We start from the raw sequence: 16775 nt of genomic DNA, 5'->3' as shown, positions 1-16775 counted from the left end.
CCACAGGGCGTCGCAGGCGACGGCCCTGCTGCGCGCGCCACCGACCTGGCCGTAGGAGGACGCCTTGGGGACTCAGTGTGGAAACCTCACCGAAATACGTCAAGACTGCACAGAAAGTTTCGGATCCTCGCTCGGCGTATACGCCCTGGCCATGCTCACAACCTCTGTCCCTGCCTCCTGAAACCTTGCGGTCCCATCGCAGCGAGGCGAGACACGGTGAATGTAAGTTTCAGTGCGACGCCCTCGCGCTCGAAGATCGCGAGGGCGGGAGATCCTCGTTCCCGCCCCCGCGAATCAGGAAAGGCGGCCGGCGGCGAGCAGCCGTTCGCACGCGTCGAGCAGACGTCTCCGCAGCGGCCTCGCCCGCTCGGCGAATCCCCGCTGCTCGGCGGCGTACTCGGCCCGCCCCTCGGACGTCTCGATCCGGATCGCCCGATGGCCGAGCGCGGTGAGGTCGTACGGGGAGGCGCGCATGTCCAGGGTCCTGATCTCTCTGGCCAGCTCGAAGCAGTCGGCCACGAGTTCCGAGGGGACCAGGGGCGAGAGCTTGTAGGAATGCTTGTAAAGGTCCATGTTGGCGTGCAGACAGCCCGGCTGTTCCAGCTCCGGCTGCCGCTCCCTCGTCGGCCACAGCGCGTTGAGCGGACGCGCCTCGGGGGTGAAGAAGCGGAACGCGTCGAAGTGGCCGCACCGCACACCCCGCTCCTCCACGACCTGTGCGATCTCCTCCCCGCTGAGCCGCAGCGGCCAGGAGTCGTGCCGCACCTCCGTGGCCTTGTAGACCATCGCCCACTCGTGCAGGCCGAAGCAGCCGAAGTATCCCGGCCGTGACGCGGTGGCGGCCAGCAGCCGCATGATCCACTCGACGGATGGGCCACGCCTGCTCATCAGCGTCGCGGTGTCGAGCGTCGCTCCCTCGGGGGTGTCGAGGTAGCCGCGGCCCACATCGCGCGCCCCCTTCAGCAGCACCCCGGCGCCCGGATGCCACCTGCGCAACCGTGCCGGCCGGTGCCCGTAGTAGGTGAACAGGAAGTCCTCGATGGGATGGGCCTCGCCCCGCGCCCGGCGCGCCAGGTGCGGCTCCGCCCACACCTCGATCCGCCGGCGGTGGGCCTCCGCCCGAGCCCGCCACTCCTCCGCTTCCAGAACCTCCACCGCTGAATGGTACGCGCGGGCGGGTGGTGCCCGTCCGTCCCCCCTTCCGGGTGCGGGCGACGGTGAGCGCCCGCAGAACGGCGCATCGGTGAACGGAAGATGAATTGTCAATTCAACTCTGGATACCGCGCTTCGCACTGTCGTCATTAATCACATAATTCGATTACAGCCGCTATTAATGGCGATACGGGGCAAGCCTTCGAGGAATCACATGAAGCGTTGGATCGGTGTCGGGCTGGCGCTGCTCCTCGGTGCCGCCGTGGTGGCGGCGATCGTGGCGGGCAACCGTGGCGGCGGCGCGGAGACGCGGGAGCTCACCCTGGTCCAAGGGGTGATCGGGTCGGAGAAGAAGCCGTTCTTCGACGATCCGGAGGTGCGGGCGGTCTTCGCCGGGCACGGCCTCCGGGTGGAGGTCGACACCGCCGGGTCGCGCCAGATCGCGACCTCGGTGGACCTGGGGAAATACGGCTTCGCGTTCCCGTCCAGCGCTCCGGCGGCCGAGAAGATCAGGCGTGACCGGGGCGTCGCGCGCACGTTCGCGCCGTTCTCCTCCCCCATGGCGGTCGCCACCTTCACCCCGATCGTGGACGTCCTGAGCAAGGCGGGCGTCGTACGGGACTCGGGGCAGGGTTACCAGGTGCTCGATATCCAGAAATATCTGGATATGGTGGCTAAAGGCACTCGCTGGGACAAACTACCGGGCAATACTGCTTATCCGGCACGCAAACGCGTGCTGCTCACCACCACCGACATCCGCACCTCCAACTCCGCGGCGATGTATCTCTCGATCGCCGGTTACGTGGCCAACGGCGACGACGTGGTCACCTCCGAGGAGCAGGGCGCCAGGGTCGCCGGGACCGTCGCCCCCCTCTTCCTCGACCAGGGATACTCCGAGACCAGCACCGAGGCGCCGTTCGAGGACTACCTGTCCCTGGGGATGGGGAAGACGCCCATGGTCGTGATCTACGAGGCGCAGTACGCCTCGCGGCTGTTCGCCGGGGACGGCTCGATCCGTCCTGACATGCGGCTGCTCTACCCTTCGCCCACGGTCCTGAGCAAGCACACCCTCGTGCCGTTGAGCGCGCAGGGCACCGAGGTCGGCAGGCTCCTGCAGGAGGACCCCGAACTCGGACGCCTCGCGGCCCGGTACGGCTTCCGCACCGCCGCCGCCAAGGCGTTCGACGACCTCGTGGCGAAGGTGAACGCGCCGCTGCCTCCCGGCCTGGTCGACGTGGTGGAACCCCCCGACCACGAGCGGCTGGAGGGCATGATCTCCGCGATCGAGACGCGCTACCGGTCCGGAGCGGTCCCCTCGTCCACCCCCTGACCTCACCTTCCCAGCGCTTCGAGGAGAGACCACCGTGAGCGATCTCGTGCTCAGCCCGCCAGAACCCGTGGCCAAGGTGCCCACGGAGAAGGCCGCCACCATGCTGCCGGTCCCGGAGGGGCGGGAGGCGGAACTCGCGGAGAAGGCCCGCGGTTTCGCCGAGGAGCTGAGCGGCCTGGACCCCAGGTCACCGGAGTTCACCCGGAAGGTGCACGACATCACCTCGATGGGCGACTCGGAGATCCGGGCCTCCTCCCAGGTGGCGAACCGCATGCTGAAACGGCCGGTGGCCGCGCTGGCCTCCGTCAAGGGCGAGGGCCGGGACGCGCAGGCGGCGGTGGCGGGGCAGCTGGTCGCGCTGCGCCGGACGATCGTCGACCTCGACCCCAAGCAGACGTCCGCCCCGGCCAGGAAGCTGCTGGGACTGATCCCGTTCGCCGACCGGTACTTCGCGACTACTTCGCGAAGTACCGGTCGGCGCAGAAACACCTCGACGACATCATCCGCGCCCTCACGTCCGGACAGGACGAGCTGCGCAAGGACAACGCGGCCATCGAGGGCGAGAAGACCAACCTGTGGGAGTCGATGAAGCGCCTGCAGGAGTACGCCCTGCTCGCCGCCGCCCTCGACGCCGCGGTGGAAGAGAAGATCATGTATGTCGAGGCGGCCGAGCCGGAGAAGGCCACCGCCCTGCGCTCGGACGCGTTGTTCGGCATCCGGCAGAAGCACCAGGACCTGCTGACGCAGCTCGCGGTGTCCGCCCAGGGGTATCTCGCCCTCGACCTGATCCGCAGGAACAACCTCGAACTGATCAAAGGCGTGGACCGGGCGACCACGACGACGGTCGCGGCGCTGCGCACGGCGGTGACCGTGGCCCAGGCCCTCGCCAACCAGAAACTCGTGCTCGACCAGATCACCGCGCTGAACGCCACCACCTCCGACCTGATCGTGGCGACGAGCGAGATGCTGCGCACCCAGGCGGCCGACATCCAGACCCAGGCGGCGTCGACCACGGTCGACATGGACGCGCTGCGCAGGGCGTTCGACAACGTCTACGCCACCATGGACACGATCGACACGTTCAAGGCCAAGGCCGTGGAGAACATGGCGATCACCGTGGACAGCCTGACCGTCGAACTCGACCACGCGCGCACGTACCTGGAGCGCTCCCGGCGCGGCGACGAGCAGGAGCTTCCGCGATGAAGGGCTCGGCGCCCGGCCCCCGCCCGGCGGGACACGCACCCGGCACCCCACGTACCCCCCACCCGGACGGACCCGCACCCGGCACCCCGCGCGACTCCCGCCCCACCTCGCCGGCGCCGCGCGACTCCCGCCGTGTCATGCGGGCACCCGGCGCGCGGGCGGGTGCCCGCCGGCTCGGGTGGGCGCTCGCCGTGCTCGCCCTGCTGACGGCGTCGGTCGCGTGCGGCGGGGCCGGCACCACAGAAGCCCCCGGCACCGCCACCCGCCACCCGGACGGCCCGGACGTGCTGCGCGTCCTCGCGGGAAGCGAGGTCGGCGACCTGGAACCGCTGCTCAGGCGGGCCGGGGAGGCCGTCGGCGTGCGGGTCGCCCTGTCGTACGCCGGAACGCTCGACGGGGCCGACCAGGTGGCGGGCGGCGGCGCGGACGGGCGGTACGACGCGACCTGGTTCTCCTCCAACCGCTACCTGTCGCTGATCGAAGGGGCGTCCGCGCGGCTCTCGACCCAGACCAAGATCATGGTCTCGCCCGTGCTGCTCGGGCTGAAGGCGTCCAAGGCCCGCGAACTCGGCTGGGACGGCAAGACCGTGACCTGGAACGACATCGCCTCGGCCGCACGCGCGGGGAGGTTCACCTTCGGCATGACCAGCCCCGCGGCGTCCAACTCCGGATTCTCGGCGCTGGTCGGCGTGACGGCGGCGCTCTCCGACGCGGGCGAGGCCCTGGAGGAGGCCCAGATCGACGCGGTGACCCCCAGGCTGAAGGAGTTCTTCTCGGCGCAGACGCTCACCTCCGGCTCCTCCGGCTGGCTCGCGGACGCGTACGCCAGGGAGGGCGGGGTGGACGGGCTGGTGAACTACGAGTCCGTGCTGCTCGGCCTCAACGCCTCGGGAAAACTCGCCGAGCCGCTCACGCTGGTCTACCCGGGCGACGGGGTGGTGACGGCCGACTACCCGCTCACGCTCCTGAGCTCCGCACCCCCGGAGAAGAAGGAGCTGTACGGGAAGCTCGCCGCCTGGCTGCGCACGCCGGAGATCCAGCGGGAGATCATGACCACCACCCACCGCAGGCCCATCGTCCCCGAGGTGAGGCCGGAGGCGCGCTTCGGGACCGCGTCGCCGGTGGAGCTGCCCTTCCCCAACCGGCGCGACGCCGCCGACAGGCTGATCGGCGCCTACCTCAACCAGGTGCGCAGGCCCTCGCGGACCCTGTTCGTGCTGGACACCTCCGGCTCGATGGCGGGAGGGCGGATCGACGCGCTCAAGCAGGCGCTGACCGCGCTGTCGGGCGCCGACACCTCCGCCGGCGGATCGTTCTCGCGCTTCCGCGACCGCGAGACGGTGACGATGATCCCGTTCAACACGGCCCCAGGCAGCCCGCGGACCTTCACGCTGCCCGACCGCGACCCCGAACCGGTGCTCCGGCAGATCCGCTCGTACGGCGAGGGGCTGCGGGCCGAGGGCGGGACCGCGATCTTCGACAGCCTGCGGGCCGCCTACGAGCAGGTCCGGTCGTCGCCGTCGGAGGACTTCACCTCGATCGTGCTGATGACGGACGGCGAGAACACCGACGGCGCCTCCTACGACGACTTCGCCGACTACTACGCCGCACTGCCCGTGAAGTTCCGGACGTTCGTCGTGCTCTTCGGCGACAGCGACGTCGACGAGATGAAACGGATCGCCGAACTCACCGGCGGAGCGACCTTCGACGCCCGGCAGGGGTCGCTGGCCGCGGCCTTCAAGGAGATCCGTGGCTACCAGTAGCCCGCTGAGGCGGATCCTCGCCTACGCCGGGTCGACCAGGAACATCACCGGATGCGTCCTCGCCCTGGTCGGAGTGGTCCTGGTCTTCCTCGGCGTCGCCGGGACGTTCTGGCCCGTCGTGGTCGCCGGGATGTACGGCATCGGAGCGCTGCTGGCCCCGGCCGACCGGGTGAGGCTCACCATCTCGCACGCGGAGGTGGAGTCCCGGCAGTTGGAAACCGACCTCGCCGCCCTGTCGGCCAAGGTCGACGGGAACCGGTTCCCCGACGACGTGGTGAGGCGGGTCGGCGCGCTCGCCGAGGTGCTGCGCGACATCCTCCGGCGGGCGGACACGCTCACCTCCTCGCCCGACCACCTGCACATCGTGTCGCAGACGATCAGGGACTACCTGCCGTCCAGCCTGGAGACGTACGCGAACCTGCCCCGCTCCTACGCGCTCACCCGGCGCGGCGAGCGGGAGCGCAGCGCGCACGAGGAACTGCTCGCCCAGCTCGACCTGCTGGACACCCGGCTGCGCGAGGTGGCCGAGTCGGTCTACCGGGGTGACGAGCAGGCGCTGCGCGACCAGGGCAGGTTCCTGCGGGACCGGTTCGGCGGCTCCGGCCTGGACCTCTGACCCGGCCCCCTGCACCTCCGGCCCGAATCTCCGACCCGGCTACCCTGTACCTCCGGCGGCTCGGGCCTGAGTATCCGACCCGGCCCGCCTGCACCTCCCGCCTGGATCTCCGACCCGGCCACCCGGCACCTCCGGCGGAGGGAGGGGGTTCGTCGGATCCGGCCCCCGTCAACCGAGACGTACGACGACCGTGTTCGAGCCGCCGCCCCGGCCCGCCAGGCGCCCGAAGGTGAGCGTGAGCCGCGCGCCGGTCGTCGCGCCCGCCAGCAGGGGATGCCCGCGCGACACCCCGGTCACCGGCCGGTTCCAGGTCACGGTGAGCTCCTCCAGGTCGCGCCGGGGGTCCGACACGGTCAGCGTCGCCGTACCGTCGCCGGTCTCCCTGACCAGCACCGCGCACGGGGCGGAGACGGCGAGGTCCCCGGCGGCCCCGTCGTTCCAGAAGTTGACGGCGGTGATCCCGAGCGACGGGACCCGGACCCCCTGGCAGCGGGCGCTGTTGGCGAGCACCCGCGCCCAGCCGGGGTCGGCGGCGCGGGCCTGTGTCTCCGCCAGGCTCGCGCCCGGCAGGAGGAGGTAGACGTAACCCGCCGAGACGGGATCGACGCCGTGGTCGAGCCAGAGCGTCACGTAACTCCGGGTCGCCCGCTCCCGGCCGCCGGTGCGCTCCTCGCGCAGTGTGCGCAGGCGGGTGCCGCAGGGCAGCACGTAACCGCCGTGCCCCTCCAGGTGCGCCCACCCCTTCCCGTCGTCCACGACGAGAGGCGCGCCGGTCCTGCGGTTGTCCACGACGGTCTCGACCGGCACGCCGTCGCCGGCGGTGATCGCGGCGCCGAGGCAGACCACCGCGTCGTCGAGGAAGAACCACGACTTGAAGGCCTCCAGGGTGCTCTCGAAGCCGTTCAGGTGCTGGCCGACCGTCGCGTACGCACCGTCGGTGGCGCCGCCCACCCAGCGGCCCGGCGGGCAGGTGTCGCCCCACGCCTCGCCGGCGCCGTCGGCCAGCCGCCGGGTGGAGACGGTCGTGCCCGGCAGGCGGTAGGGGTCGACGGTGGTCCAGAAGGAGTCGGAGTACTGGTCGCCGTGGCCGTCGGCCCACCAGTAGAGCATCCCCGAGCCGGTGTGCCAGCCGCGGAGGTTCTCGCCGTTGCCGTGCTCGTAGTGGCCGATGCGGTGGGAGGCCATGCTGAGGCCCGCGCACCAGCCGGGCCCGCGGTGGACGGCGCGGGCGCTCATCGCGAGCAGCCGGTGTCCGGCGGGTTCCTCGGCCGCGGGAACGGCGTCGTCGTCCAGGATCGCGGCGAGGCGGGCGTGGAAGCCCAGGTCGTCCTCCTCGGCCGCGTCGAGCATGGGCCGGTGGGTGTTCCGCAGCGCCCACCCCTTCACCATGCCCTGCCAGCGGGACCGCTCGGCGGCGGAGGCCGTCTCTCCCAGCAGCAGGATCGCGGAGGCGATCGCCCGCCCCCTGTCGTGGTCGCCGTACGGCCGCCTGCCGACCGCCCGGCCGCTGACCAGGTCCATGCAGGAGCCGTCGTGGACGACCGGCGCGAACGTCCTCTCGACGCTGTCGAAGACGACCTGCCTTTCCCGGTCGACGACCTCCCACGGCGAGCCGCGCAACACCGCGAACAGCGTCGCGAGGCCGGACAGCAACGACGCTCCGTACGTGCCCTGGTAGGGGACGGTCGTGTGCTGGACGAAGGAGCCGTCCCGGTAGAACCCGTCGCCCTCGGAGACGTAGGGGAAGACCGGGGAGAGCGCGGAGACGGCGAGCGCGACCTTCGCCGGGTCGGAGCCGAGGACGGCCCGCAGCAGCGTCACCACGCACAGGTCCACCCGGTTGGCCCCGGTGCTGGTCCCCTCGTAGTCGTCCAGGCGGCACTCGGGGACGAAGTGGTCCACCGCCTCCCGCAGCGCCGCGGCCCGCGGGCCGGTCAGGTGCGGGCCGATCAGCAGGGCCGCGTCGAGGAGGTTCCTGGGGGCACCGATCTGCCAGTGCCACCAGTTGCCGACCTGGTCGGCGCCCGCCGCGTACACCCGCCGCCGGTAGTGGTCGACGCCGGTCGCGACGGCCGCGGCCAGGTTCGCGTCGCCGGTCAGGCCGGTCCCCGGCAGGGCGTACGCGCGGGCCATGGCCCGCAGCCGGGCGGTGGTGGCGCCGAGCGAGGGGAACGGCAGGCCGGGCCAGAGCGACGCGTCGGCCGGTGCCATGGCGTCCCGGTATCCGGCCGCCCTCGTCCCCAGCCTCGCCAGCCGGGTCCGGTACGGCTCGGCCGTCGCGTCGAACCCCGCCCCCGCCGTCACGTCCCGCCAGCGGTGACGCAGCGCGGTGAGGGGATCGGCCGGCGGGTGCGACGCGCTCTTCGGGGACGCGGTCTCCTCGTGCCTCCCGGTGCCGGTGTGCGCGGCGTACGCCGGGATCATCGCCCCGGTCGCGACGACCCCGCCGAGCCGAAGGAAAGATCTCCGGGAATGTCGGTCCACGCCTAGATTGTCGGCCGGAAATCATCCTCGCCGTGGACACCGCGCCACATTGCCGTCGTTTGCCGTGATGTGGGCGACCCGCCGCAGGCGGGCAGGGGTGAGAGAACCACGTCGCAGGCGGGCGAGGGTCGGAGTGATCCCCCGAGCGGTATCCGACTCGGGTGGGGCCACGTCGCGGGCGGGCGGGGGTCAGAGATCCACGTCGCGGGAGGCGACCACGCGGACCCCCTCGGGTTCGTGGCCCACCGGGGTGACCACGACCCGCCTTCCTCCCTCCTCGTATCCGTGCTCGGTCAGCCACATGAGGGTGTACACGTCGAGTTGACTGAAGTGGATCGGGGAGGCGGGCGAGAAGATGTCGTCGCCGGTGTCGCCTTCGACGATCGACAGGGTGTAGGTGGTCATGGCAGCCTCCGGGCCGTGGTCGTCCTCGGGAGGTCCATACCCCGGGGTTGGCCTTGGGAGGTCCATCTCCCGGTCGAGAAGGCCCCGCGCACAACCTCGGACAGCGGCGAACCCTCGCTCGCCCCGGCGCCCCCGGCCGTGCGTACGGCCTCGCGCGCGCCTCGCCCAGCGGGCGTCCGAGGGGTGGGGCACCGCCCTCCGAGCGGTCTCGGAAAAGCAGGGTTCCAATTACCCGAACACCGGCCGGGAACCGAACAGCTAAACAGAGGAAACGTATTCATATCAAGTTGCTATGACGGCTTGCACCAATCCGGAGTGGGAAACGCTTGCGCGATCGCCCGTACGCGACGAGAGCTCCGCCTCCCTGCCGGAAAGCCCACCGGGAGGTGAACGACCGGCCTTCCCCAGGGAAATGGCAGTTCACCAAGAAACGTGAGGGATCATCCGAAACCTCCAGATGTCCCCACATCTCTAGAGAACCAGTGGCACGATCCAACCACAGGAGGGCTGCAGGCGGGGGCACTCGCCGTTTCGGACTGTCCATATATCGAGTTAGGTGTTATTTATAACCCAATAACCATAAGTGTCAATTACTGAGCCCTTTACCTTCCAAATAGATCACGGTCAGTCTAATATTTGGACCTATGTCATGGCGTGCATCAGATTTCCCAGATGGACAGGCTGGGCCCTCTCGCCGTGGCGGCGCTTCCTCTCGGCGCGATTCCGAACACGCATCCGACTGGCATCCCGAACGCCTCCTGTCATTCGATTGGCGGAAGGTTATTCTGTTCACGGCGGTTTTGGCGATCATCGCCTTCGCCGTGATCTGGCTCGTGACCAGATCGACCTCCGGTTCGTCCCTCGCGGCGAACCCCACGCCCGACCCTTCCGACACCGGCTGGGAGAAGGCCGACTCCTCGCCTTCACCGACGCCGGAGTCCTCCGGCTCCACCCCCGAACCGACACCGAAGCCCACGCCCACCAAAAGCGGCAAGGAGAAGTCCCCTCGCCCCGAGGCCACTCCCACCCGGAGGCCACGGACCGAGACCAGGACCACCCCGCCACCCGCCGACCCGCCCGCCGGGTCCAGCTCACCCGAGCTCACCGCCAAGGAGGCGTACGGCATCCACGGCCGTTACCAGCGAGGGTTGTCGGCGGCCCAGGCCAGGAAGGACCAGGCGGCCATGGCGAAGCTGGAGCACGGGCTCGCGCTGGAGATGACACGGGCGAGTTTCAAGACCGCCGAGATGCAGGGGACCTCACTCGCGACGGGGATATGGCCCAACCCCCAGGTGTGGATCCCGCGCCACGTGGAGGGCACCGCCGACTGGTTCGTGGCGGTCTCGCACGAGCCGGGTGTCGCGAGGATCGTCGACGTGATGAGCTCGGCCCCCGGAGGCTGGCGGCTCGTCGCCTCGGCGGCCGACACGCGCGACACCCCGGCGCGGTTCCCCAAGATAGCCACCGACGGCGAGGGGTACGCGACGAGCCTGCCGGAGAACGCCACCGGCCTGAGCGCGACCCCTCGGCAGATCGCCCGCGCGCACCTCGCGAGTCTGGAGAACGCGGAGATCGACTCGCGGTTCGAGGAAGGCCCGTGGACCAGTGAGGCCTCGCTGTTCTGGCATCAGGAGCGGGTCCGGCTGGAGCAGGCCGACTGGAAGCTCACGCTGTCGTACCGGCTTGAGGGACCGGTACGCGCACTCAGGACCAGTGACGGGGGCGCCCTGGTCTGGTATGGAGCCCGATCCACCGAGCTCCGCGAGGCGGTGCGGGAAGGGGCGAAGGTCAAGCTGAAGGGCTCGGCCGCCGTCCGCACCCGCGGCAAGTCCTTCGCACGCTCGGTGAGCGCCACATACGGACGCATGTATGTGACCCATGTCCCCCCCGTCGGCTCGAACGAACCCGCTCGCGTGCTGGGCGAGTGGAGCGATGTCCTGGAGAGCCACGGCGACTGACGTTTTTACCGGAAGAAAAGGAACATTCTAATGACACCCTCACGTAAGCCATCGCGCGCGACGGTGATCACTGCGAGTGTCGCGATCGGTGTCTTCGGCGCCGGCGCCGGGCTGGGAACCGTCATCGCCATCCGCCCCGACCCCGGCGAGGGGCAGGTGATGCGACTCGCCGCGGGAACGTACCTCCTCGACGACCAGGCGGGAGCCTGGTCGGCGGGCGCGGCACCCGGCGGTGACCAACCGCTCCCGCTCTCCGGCGCCGACGCGGGCAGCACGATCGCGAAGGGCGCCAAACGGGCCTCCGCCGCCGGGGATCAGCGGGTCTGCCTGACCACCACCACCGACGGGCGCGCGGTCGGCGGCACCGCGGAAGGCTGTGTCGCCCTTCCCGTCCTGGGCGTGGCCGCCGCCGCGGCCGCCCCCCTCCAGCGGCCGGGAAACCCCAAGAGCACTCCGGCCCCGCCGGCCGCCCCCAAGGCGACCACGTCGACGAAACCCACGACGCCCAAGAAGGCCGATCCGCCCGCCAAGCCCGACCCGGCGCCGGTCCAGCCCGCACCCAACCCCGGGCCGGCGCAACCCCCCGCCCAGCCTCCTCCCGCCCAGGTGAACAACCAGCCCGTCAACCCTCCCGCCCCACCGGCTCCGACCCCGACGAAGAAGATCAGCGGCAACATCTCGGAGAGCCAGAACGAGAGCGGCAGCGTCATCGAGCCGCGGCCCGTGGAGCAGGTCGAGGTCGTCTCGCCGCCCAAGCCGGCTCCCGAGTCCGGCGCGACGAGGTCCTCGGCGCCCACCCTGTCGGCACAGCCCCGGCCCAGCGGAGGGAACGGGCAGCAGCCCCCCGCCGACAACGGAAACAGGCAGCCGCAACCCCGGCCCACCGGCGGAAACGGACAGCAGCCCCCCGCCGACAACGGAAACAGGCAGCCACAGCCCCAGCCCACCGGCAGGAACGGACAGCAGCCCCCCGACGGGAAGTGGCAGCAGTCCCCGGACAGGAACGGGCAGCGTCCCGGCGAGGGGAACCGGCAGCAGCAGCCCCAGCCGACCGGTGGCCTCAAGCCCCCGCAGGCCCAGCCCACCGGAGGAAACGGGCAGCAGCAGCCTCGGCCCATCGGCGACGCCAGGAACCCGCAGCCCGGGGACAACGCGAGGAACCCCCGGCCGACGGGCACCCTGAGGCCGGCGATCCGGTCGGGCACCGGCCGGCCGATCGTGCCCTCGGGTGAGGGTCCCGTGTCCACGGCGTCTCCCGAGACCAGGCCGACCGGTGACGCCGGCACGCCCTCGGTGGCACCGCGCGACGGCGACCGCACTCGCTCCCAGGCGCCCGACCCGTCGCGGAAGCTCCCTTCGGCCGGGCCGTCCCAGCCGCAGCCTTCCCTCGGTCCCGCCGAGAACGCGTCGCAGGGTCCCGACGGGACCGTGCTCATGCCGGCCACCCCGCAGCTTCCCGGCGGTGGCCCGGACGGCGGTGTCTCACTGCCGATCTTCGAGAACCCCGAGCTCATGCGGCGCGCCCACGAGGCCCTCGGGCTGGACAGGGGGATGCGCTACACGGACGAGAACGGCGTGTGGGACCTCAACATCGCCCCGCCGGGCACCCCGCCGTGCCGTGACTACACCGCCGAGGAACTCCGGGCGCTCAGCGCGACCCAGGGGCCGGACCAGGCCCAGGGCGGCCAGGCCACGATCCCCCGCGACTCGTGCCTGTGGCCCGCCTTCATCCGCTGGCTCTACGCGGAGCCCGCACCCGGCCAGATCAGCAACTGGACCAAGTTCACCGGACTGCCCCAGCGCAATCTGGAGCTCGTGGTGACCGATCCTCCTCCCGTCCCGCTTCCCAGCCCGATCCCCAGCGAGAGCACCCTCCCGCAGCCTGACCAGGGACAGACCGACCGGCGACAGGGCGAGCAGCGGCAAGGTGAGCAGCGGCAGGGCGACCGGCGACAGGGCGTCCCCGGCCAGGAGGAGCCCTGGCAGCCTGACACTGGCGGGCTGAACCCCGCCCAGCCGGGTCCCGATGACGCGGTGGCACCCAGAGACACCGGAGGCGACGTCTCCGAACAGTGGCCGGGCGAGAACACCGCTCCCGCCCAGTCCGACCGGGGCCGGCCTCCCCGAGACCAGACCGAGCAGAACCCGTTCGAGTACGAGGGCCGATGAGCACACCTACCGGAACCGGGCGTCCCGCGCCCGGCCCCGGCCAGGGGGCGGCCTGGGTACGTGAGCACGGCGCGCACCTGATGGACTACGCCGCCTCCCATCTCGAACCCGGCCGGGCGCACGCGGCGGTCGTCTCCGCGCTGGCGGCCGGCCGGGCCGAGGCCGCTCCCGAGGGCGTCACGGCCCGGGGGCGGCTGCTGGCCGTACTGCGACGTGACTGCCGCACCTCTGCCGCCTACCGGGAGCGGTACGTGCCGGGTTCGGGGCCCGGCATGCCCGACGCCTCGCTGATCGAGCGGGTGTGGACGATCGTCGACCCCCTGGGCACCGAGGCGCTCAGGTTGACGTACCGTCACGCGCTCAGCATGGAGGACCTCTCCCACGTGCTGGCGATGCCCGTCAGCGAGGTCAGCAGGCTCACCACCCGTACCCAGGATCTGATCGAGACCCTGGTGAGCGGGCTGGACGCGCTCACCCACGGGCGGCGTACCTGCCCGGAGCTCGCCCCGCTGGTGGAGAACGTCTTTCCCGACGTCTTTCCCGACGGCCCGCCCGGCGGACGGACGGCGCACTCCGCCGCGGACCCGGTGGAGGCCCAGGCGAGCCTGCTCTCCCACATGATCAGGTGTTCCGTGTGCACGCGGCCGATCAACATCCGCTACACGGCGCCGCAGATGATCGCCTATCCCCCGGTCGCGCCGCTCTCCGCCGAGGAGCGGCGGCGGCTCGCGGACTCACTGCCTCCCGAGACCGCCCGCGAGGCGGCCTCGAAGGCGGCCCCGCCCACACGACCGGCCCGTGGCGGGTCTCCCGTCCTGTCCGCCCCTCCCGCGGGTGGACACTCCCCGGTCCTTCCCGCGCCCCAGCCCGGGGGCCGGACTCCCGCCCCGCCCGGCAGCCGGCACTCCGCCCCACCCGGACGACGGTCCTCCGCATCGCCCGCCTCCCCGCCCGGACGACGTTCCTCCACGCCGCCCGCCTCCCCGGCCGCGGGCGGCACCACCCCGGCACCTCCCTCGCCCAGGGTCGGCACGCCCCCCTACCCACCGGTGGCGTCGAAACCTCCCACGAAGCCGAAGCCACCCGCCGCGACACCACCCGCCACGACGCCGCCGAGTACGACGTCGGGCGCGGTGTCGCCGGTCACGGCGTCGGGAGAGGGGCCCGCGGCGGGTTCCCGCGCTCCCGCCGCCTCCTCGGGCCTGCCCCCGCTGCCCGCCCTGCCGCCCCGCAGGACCCGGCCGGCCCGCCCGCCGTCCGCGCCTCCCGTACCCGGACACGACACCCCCCTCTACGACGCCCTGCTCACCCAGGCGTGGGCTCGCGAGGTCCTCGCCCAGAGCGAGGAGCTCACCGGCACCATCCCCCGGCAGGAGCCGCCGGCTCCCCAACCGGTCGCCAAGGCCGAACCCGTCGTCATCGCCGGGCAGGCGTCCGTCGAGATGCGCGATACCGGGACACGCGAAACCCGAGCGCGCGACAACAAAACCCGCGAGGCCAGAACCCGCGAGACCGGGACACTCGACGACACCCAGGTTCCCGCGCTGCGCTTCCACACCGAACCCGACGACCGCCCCGACGAGGAGCGGATCGAGATGGGGATCCGCGTACTGGAGGCGCTCAGCTGGGCGGGTGCCCGGATCAGGAACACGACGATCAAGATCGTCATCATCGTCGTGGCGGGCGCGGCGGGCACCCTGACCGGAATGAACTTCCTCGGCCCCGCGATCGGGCCCGAGGAGCCCGCGAGGTCGCTGCAGGCGTCCACCAGCCAGGCCACCCGATCTCCGCCTCCCGCCGCCGACGCGCCGGCGCGGCAGGACGGGCTCGCCTCCCGCCTGCGGGTCCCGCCCGTGGTGACGCTGGACGAGTTCGGCCTGGGAAGCATGGTCATCACCTCCTCCGGAGAGCCGTTGAAATGGCGGATCTCGGCTCCCGGCCTGGCCGTGAGCCCTTCCGGCGGCACGCTGCGGGAGGGGGTCACCCAGGTGATCAACCTGCGTGCGCACCGGGTCCGCAACTGGTGTGGCGCCCCCGCGTCGGCCACCGCTCCGGTGACCGTGCACGCCCTCGACGACTCGATCAGTACGACGGTGCGCTGGCGGACCTGCTGACCGACCCCATCCCCCCACGATCACTTTTCAAGAAAGGACCAGGGAAATGACGGACACATCTCCACATATCCATGCATCACCCCCCAATCCGCCGCTCCCGCCCGACCAGTTCCACGAAACGGTCCCGCTCACCGCGGAGCACCTGCTCACCAACCGCCGCCCGGAACCCGCCGGGGGGTGGCGCCGCCTCGTCTGGCAGCTCTCCGGCAAGCGCATCATCCCCGCGGAGTCGGCGGCGGAGGTGGAACGGCGCACGCTGATCGCGCATGCCCAGACCCCCGTCGCGAGCGGGCACCACCGGATCGCGGTCATGAGCCTCAAGGGCGGGGTCGGCAAGACCACGACGACCGTCGCCCTCGGCAACACGCTGGCCTCGCTGCGCGGTGACCGGGTGATCGCGATCGACGCCAACCCCGACCGCGGGACCCTCGGTCTCAAGGTCAAGTCCGAGACGGCCGCGACCATCCGCACGATGCTGGCCGAGGCCCCGCACATCCTGCGCTACGCCGACGCGCGCGCCTTCACCTCCCAGTCACCCGCCCGGCTCGAGGTCCTCGCCTCCGACACCGACCCGGCGGTGAGCGAGGCGTTCAACGCCGAGGACTACCGCACGGTCGCCGGGCTCATCGAGCGCTACTACTCCATCTGCATCACCGACTGCGGGACCGGCCTGCTGCACGGGGCGATGGGCGCGACGCTGGAACTGGCCGACCAGATCGTGCTGGTCAGCCTGGTCGCGGTGGACGGGGCGAGTTCGGCCGCCGCGACGCTGGACTGGCTGACCGCCCACGGCCACGCCGATCTCGTCAGGAACGCCATCGTCGTGCTGAACGCCGTGGAGCCCAAGTCCGACGTGGACCTGGACCTGCTGGAGCGCCACTTCTCCTCGCGCTGCCGCTCGGTGATCCGCATCCCCTACGACCCGCACCTCAAGGAGGGCGCGGAGGTCGACCTGGTCCGCCTCCGACCCACGACCCGGGGCGCGTACCTCCGCCTGGCCGCCGCGGCCGGGCAGAGCTTCGGGCAGCGCCCCGACCGGAGCCACTAGTGCGACCGGTCGCCGACGATCCCACGCTGGACTGGGATCTGGGCCCGCCGCCAAGCGCCCGGCGGCGGATGCTCATCGTGGTCGTCTCGATCGTGGGGACGATCCTGCTGGCGGCCGGCGCATGGCAGCTCCTCCGACCCGACTCCGCCACCCCCGTGAACGCCTCCGCGCCGAAGGCCCTCGGGGATACCGTTCTCCTCGCCCCACCCTCCGCCTACGAGGGTGCGGCCGGTTACCCCGTCGGGTTCCCCCGCACCGAGCTGGGCGCGGCCTCCGCCGCCGCCGCGGCGTTGGAGGCGGCGTGGACCCTGGACGTCGAACAGGCCGAGCAGGCCGCGGTGCTCTACGCGCGGCCCGAGGAGCACGACGCGGCGCGGGCCGGTGCCCGCGAGGCCGTCGCGGGCTGGAGGGAGATCCTCGGCCTGCCCAAGGACGGGGCACTCCCCGAGGGCGCCGCCATGAGGACACGGACGATCGGCGTCCAGTGGAAACCCCGCGCCCAGGATCAGGTGCAGGTCTCGGTCCTGGTCCAG

The 16775-nt window shown here is 71.7% G+C and carries 12 protein-coding genes; 9 read left to right on the top strand and 3 right to left on the bottom strand.

Annotated elements, in window-relative coordinates; all coding sequences use genetic code 11:
• Positions 1-294: 294 nt before the first annotated feature.
• A complete protein-coding gene (locus AB0B90_RS16670; protein WP_362923218.1) occupies positions 295-1155 on the bottom strand; it encodes a 3-methyladenine DNA glycosylase in 861 nt (286 codons plus the stop codon).
• 211 nt (positions 1156-1366) lie between these two features.
• Between AB0B90_RS16670 and AB0B90_RS16665 the strand changes: the two genes are divergently transcribed.
• From AB0B90_RS16665 to AB0B90_RS16645, 5 genes are read left to right on the top strand one after another with little or no spacing between them, the layout of a single operon-like run.
• The gene (locus AB0B90_RS16665; RefSeq protein WP_362923216.1) at positions 1367-2482 is read left to right on the top strand and encodes a hypothetical protein; all 1116 of its coding nucleotides are present in this window, start codon (positions 1367-1369) and stop codon (positions 2480-2482) included.
• A 34-nt stretch (positions 2483-2516) separates the two neighbouring features.
• Positions 2517-3071 carry a hypothetical protein gene (locus AB0B90_RS16660; RefSeq protein ID WP_362923214.1) on the top strand — a complete coding sequence of 185 codons (555 nt, stop codon included), beginning with the start codon at positions 2517-2519 and terminating at the stop codon, positions 3069-3071.
• Positions 2981-3685: a toxic anion resistance protein gene (locus AB0B90_RS16655; RefSeq protein ID WP_362923483.1), complete on the top strand. Its 705-nt coding sequence runs from the start codon at positions 2981-2983 to the stop codon at positions 3683-3685. Before AB0B90_RS16660 ends, AB0B90_RS16655 begins: the two co-directional genes overlap by 91 nt.
• Complete coding sequence (locus AB0B90_RS16650) at positions 3682-5448, top strand: VWA domain-containing protein (RefSeq protein ID WP_362923212.1); 1767 nt, start codon at positions 3682-3684, stop codon at positions 5446-5448. The genes AB0B90_RS16655 and AB0B90_RS16650 overlap by 4 nt, the downstream gene beginning before the upstream one ends.
• On the top strand, positions 5435-6064 hold the full coding sequence (locus tag AB0B90_RS16645; RefSeq protein ID WP_362923210.1) for a hypothetical protein: 630 nt from the start codon (positions 5435-5437) through the stop codon (positions 6062-6064). The genes AB0B90_RS16650 and AB0B90_RS16645 overlap by 14 nt, the downstream gene beginning before the upstream one ends.
• Positions 6065-6232: 168 nt before the next feature.
• On the opposite strand, the gene AB0B90_RS16640 is transcribed toward AB0B90_RS16645, so the two are convergent.
• The gene (locus AB0B90_RS16640; protein WP_362923208.1) at positions 6233-8548 is read right to left on the bottom strand and encodes a polysaccharide lyase 8 family protein; all 2316 of its coding nucleotides are present in this window, start codon (positions 8546-8548) and stop codon (positions 6233-6235) included.
• A gap of 189 nt (positions 8549-8737) precedes the next feature.
• Positions 8738-8953: a hypothetical protein gene (locus tag AB0B90_RS16635; protein WP_350941718.1), complete on the bottom strand. Its 216-nt coding sequence runs from the start codon at positions 8951-8953 to the stop codon at positions 8738-8740.
• An 800-nt stretch (positions 8954-9753) separates the two neighbouring features.
• Between AB0B90_RS16635 and AB0B90_RS16630 the strand changes: the two genes are divergently transcribed.
• Genes AB0B90_RS16630 through AB0B90_RS16615 form a run of 4 tightly spaced genes read left to right on the top strand, consistent with a single transcriptional unit; the run spans position 9754 to position 16242 of the window.
• Positions 9754-10911, top strand: coding sequence for a hypothetical protein (locus tag AB0B90_RS16630; RefSeq protein ID WP_350941719.1), 1158 nt, complete (start codon positions 9754-9756; stop codon positions 10909-10911).
• A 30-nt stretch (positions 10912-10941) separates the two neighbouring features.
• Positions 10942-13080: a hypothetical protein gene (locus AB0B90_RS16625; protein ID WP_350941720.1), complete on the top strand. Its 2139-nt coding sequence runs from the start codon at positions 10942-10944 to the stop codon at positions 13078-13080.
• On the top strand, positions 13077-15194 hold the full coding sequence (locus AB0B90_RS16620) for a hypothetical protein (RefSeq protein WP_362923205.1): 2118 nt from the start codon (positions 13077-13079) through the stop codon (positions 15192-15194). The genes AB0B90_RS16625 and AB0B90_RS16620 overlap by 4 nt, the downstream gene beginning before the upstream one ends.
• A gap of 46 nt (positions 15195-15240) precedes the next feature.
• A complete protein-coding gene (locus AB0B90_RS16615; RefSeq protein WP_350941723.1) occupies positions 15241-16242 on the top strand; it encodes a MinD/ParA family protein in 1002 nt (333 codons plus the stop codon).
• Positions 16243-16775: the final 533 nt, after the last annotated feature.

Source organism: Streptosporangium sp. NPDC049078, from assembly GCF_040648855.1.
Lineage (GTDB): Bacteria > Actinomycetota > Actinomycetes > Streptosporangiales > Streptosporangiaceae > Streptosporangium.
This window is presented reverse-complemented; position numbering and strand designations above follow the sequence as displayed.

Coding starts and splice junctions, on each gene's coding strand:
- AB0B90_RS16665 (WP_362923216.1), top strand. CDS start 1,367: ATGAAGCGTTGGATCGGTGTCGGGCTGGCGCTGCTCCTCGGTGCCGCC.
- AB0B90_RS16650 (WP_362923212.1), top strand. CDS start 3,682: ATGAAGGGCTCGGCGCCCGGCCCCCGCCCGGCGGGACACGCACCCGGC.
- AB0B90_RS16635 (WP_350941718.1), bottom strand. CDS start 8,953: ATGACCACCTACACCCTGTCGATCGTCGAAGGCGACACCGGCGACGAC.
- AB0B90_RS16625 (WP_350941720.1), top strand. CDS start 10,942: ATGACACCCTCACGTAAGCCATCGCGCGCGACGGTGATCACTGCGAGT.
- AB0B90_RS16620 (WP_362923205.1), top strand. CDS start 13,077: ATGAGCACACCTACCGGAACCGGGCGTCCCGCGCCCGGCCCCGGCCAG.
- AB0B90_RS16615 (WP_350941723.1), top strand. CDS start 15,241: ATGACGGACACATCTCCACATATCCATGCATCACCCCCCAATCCGCCG.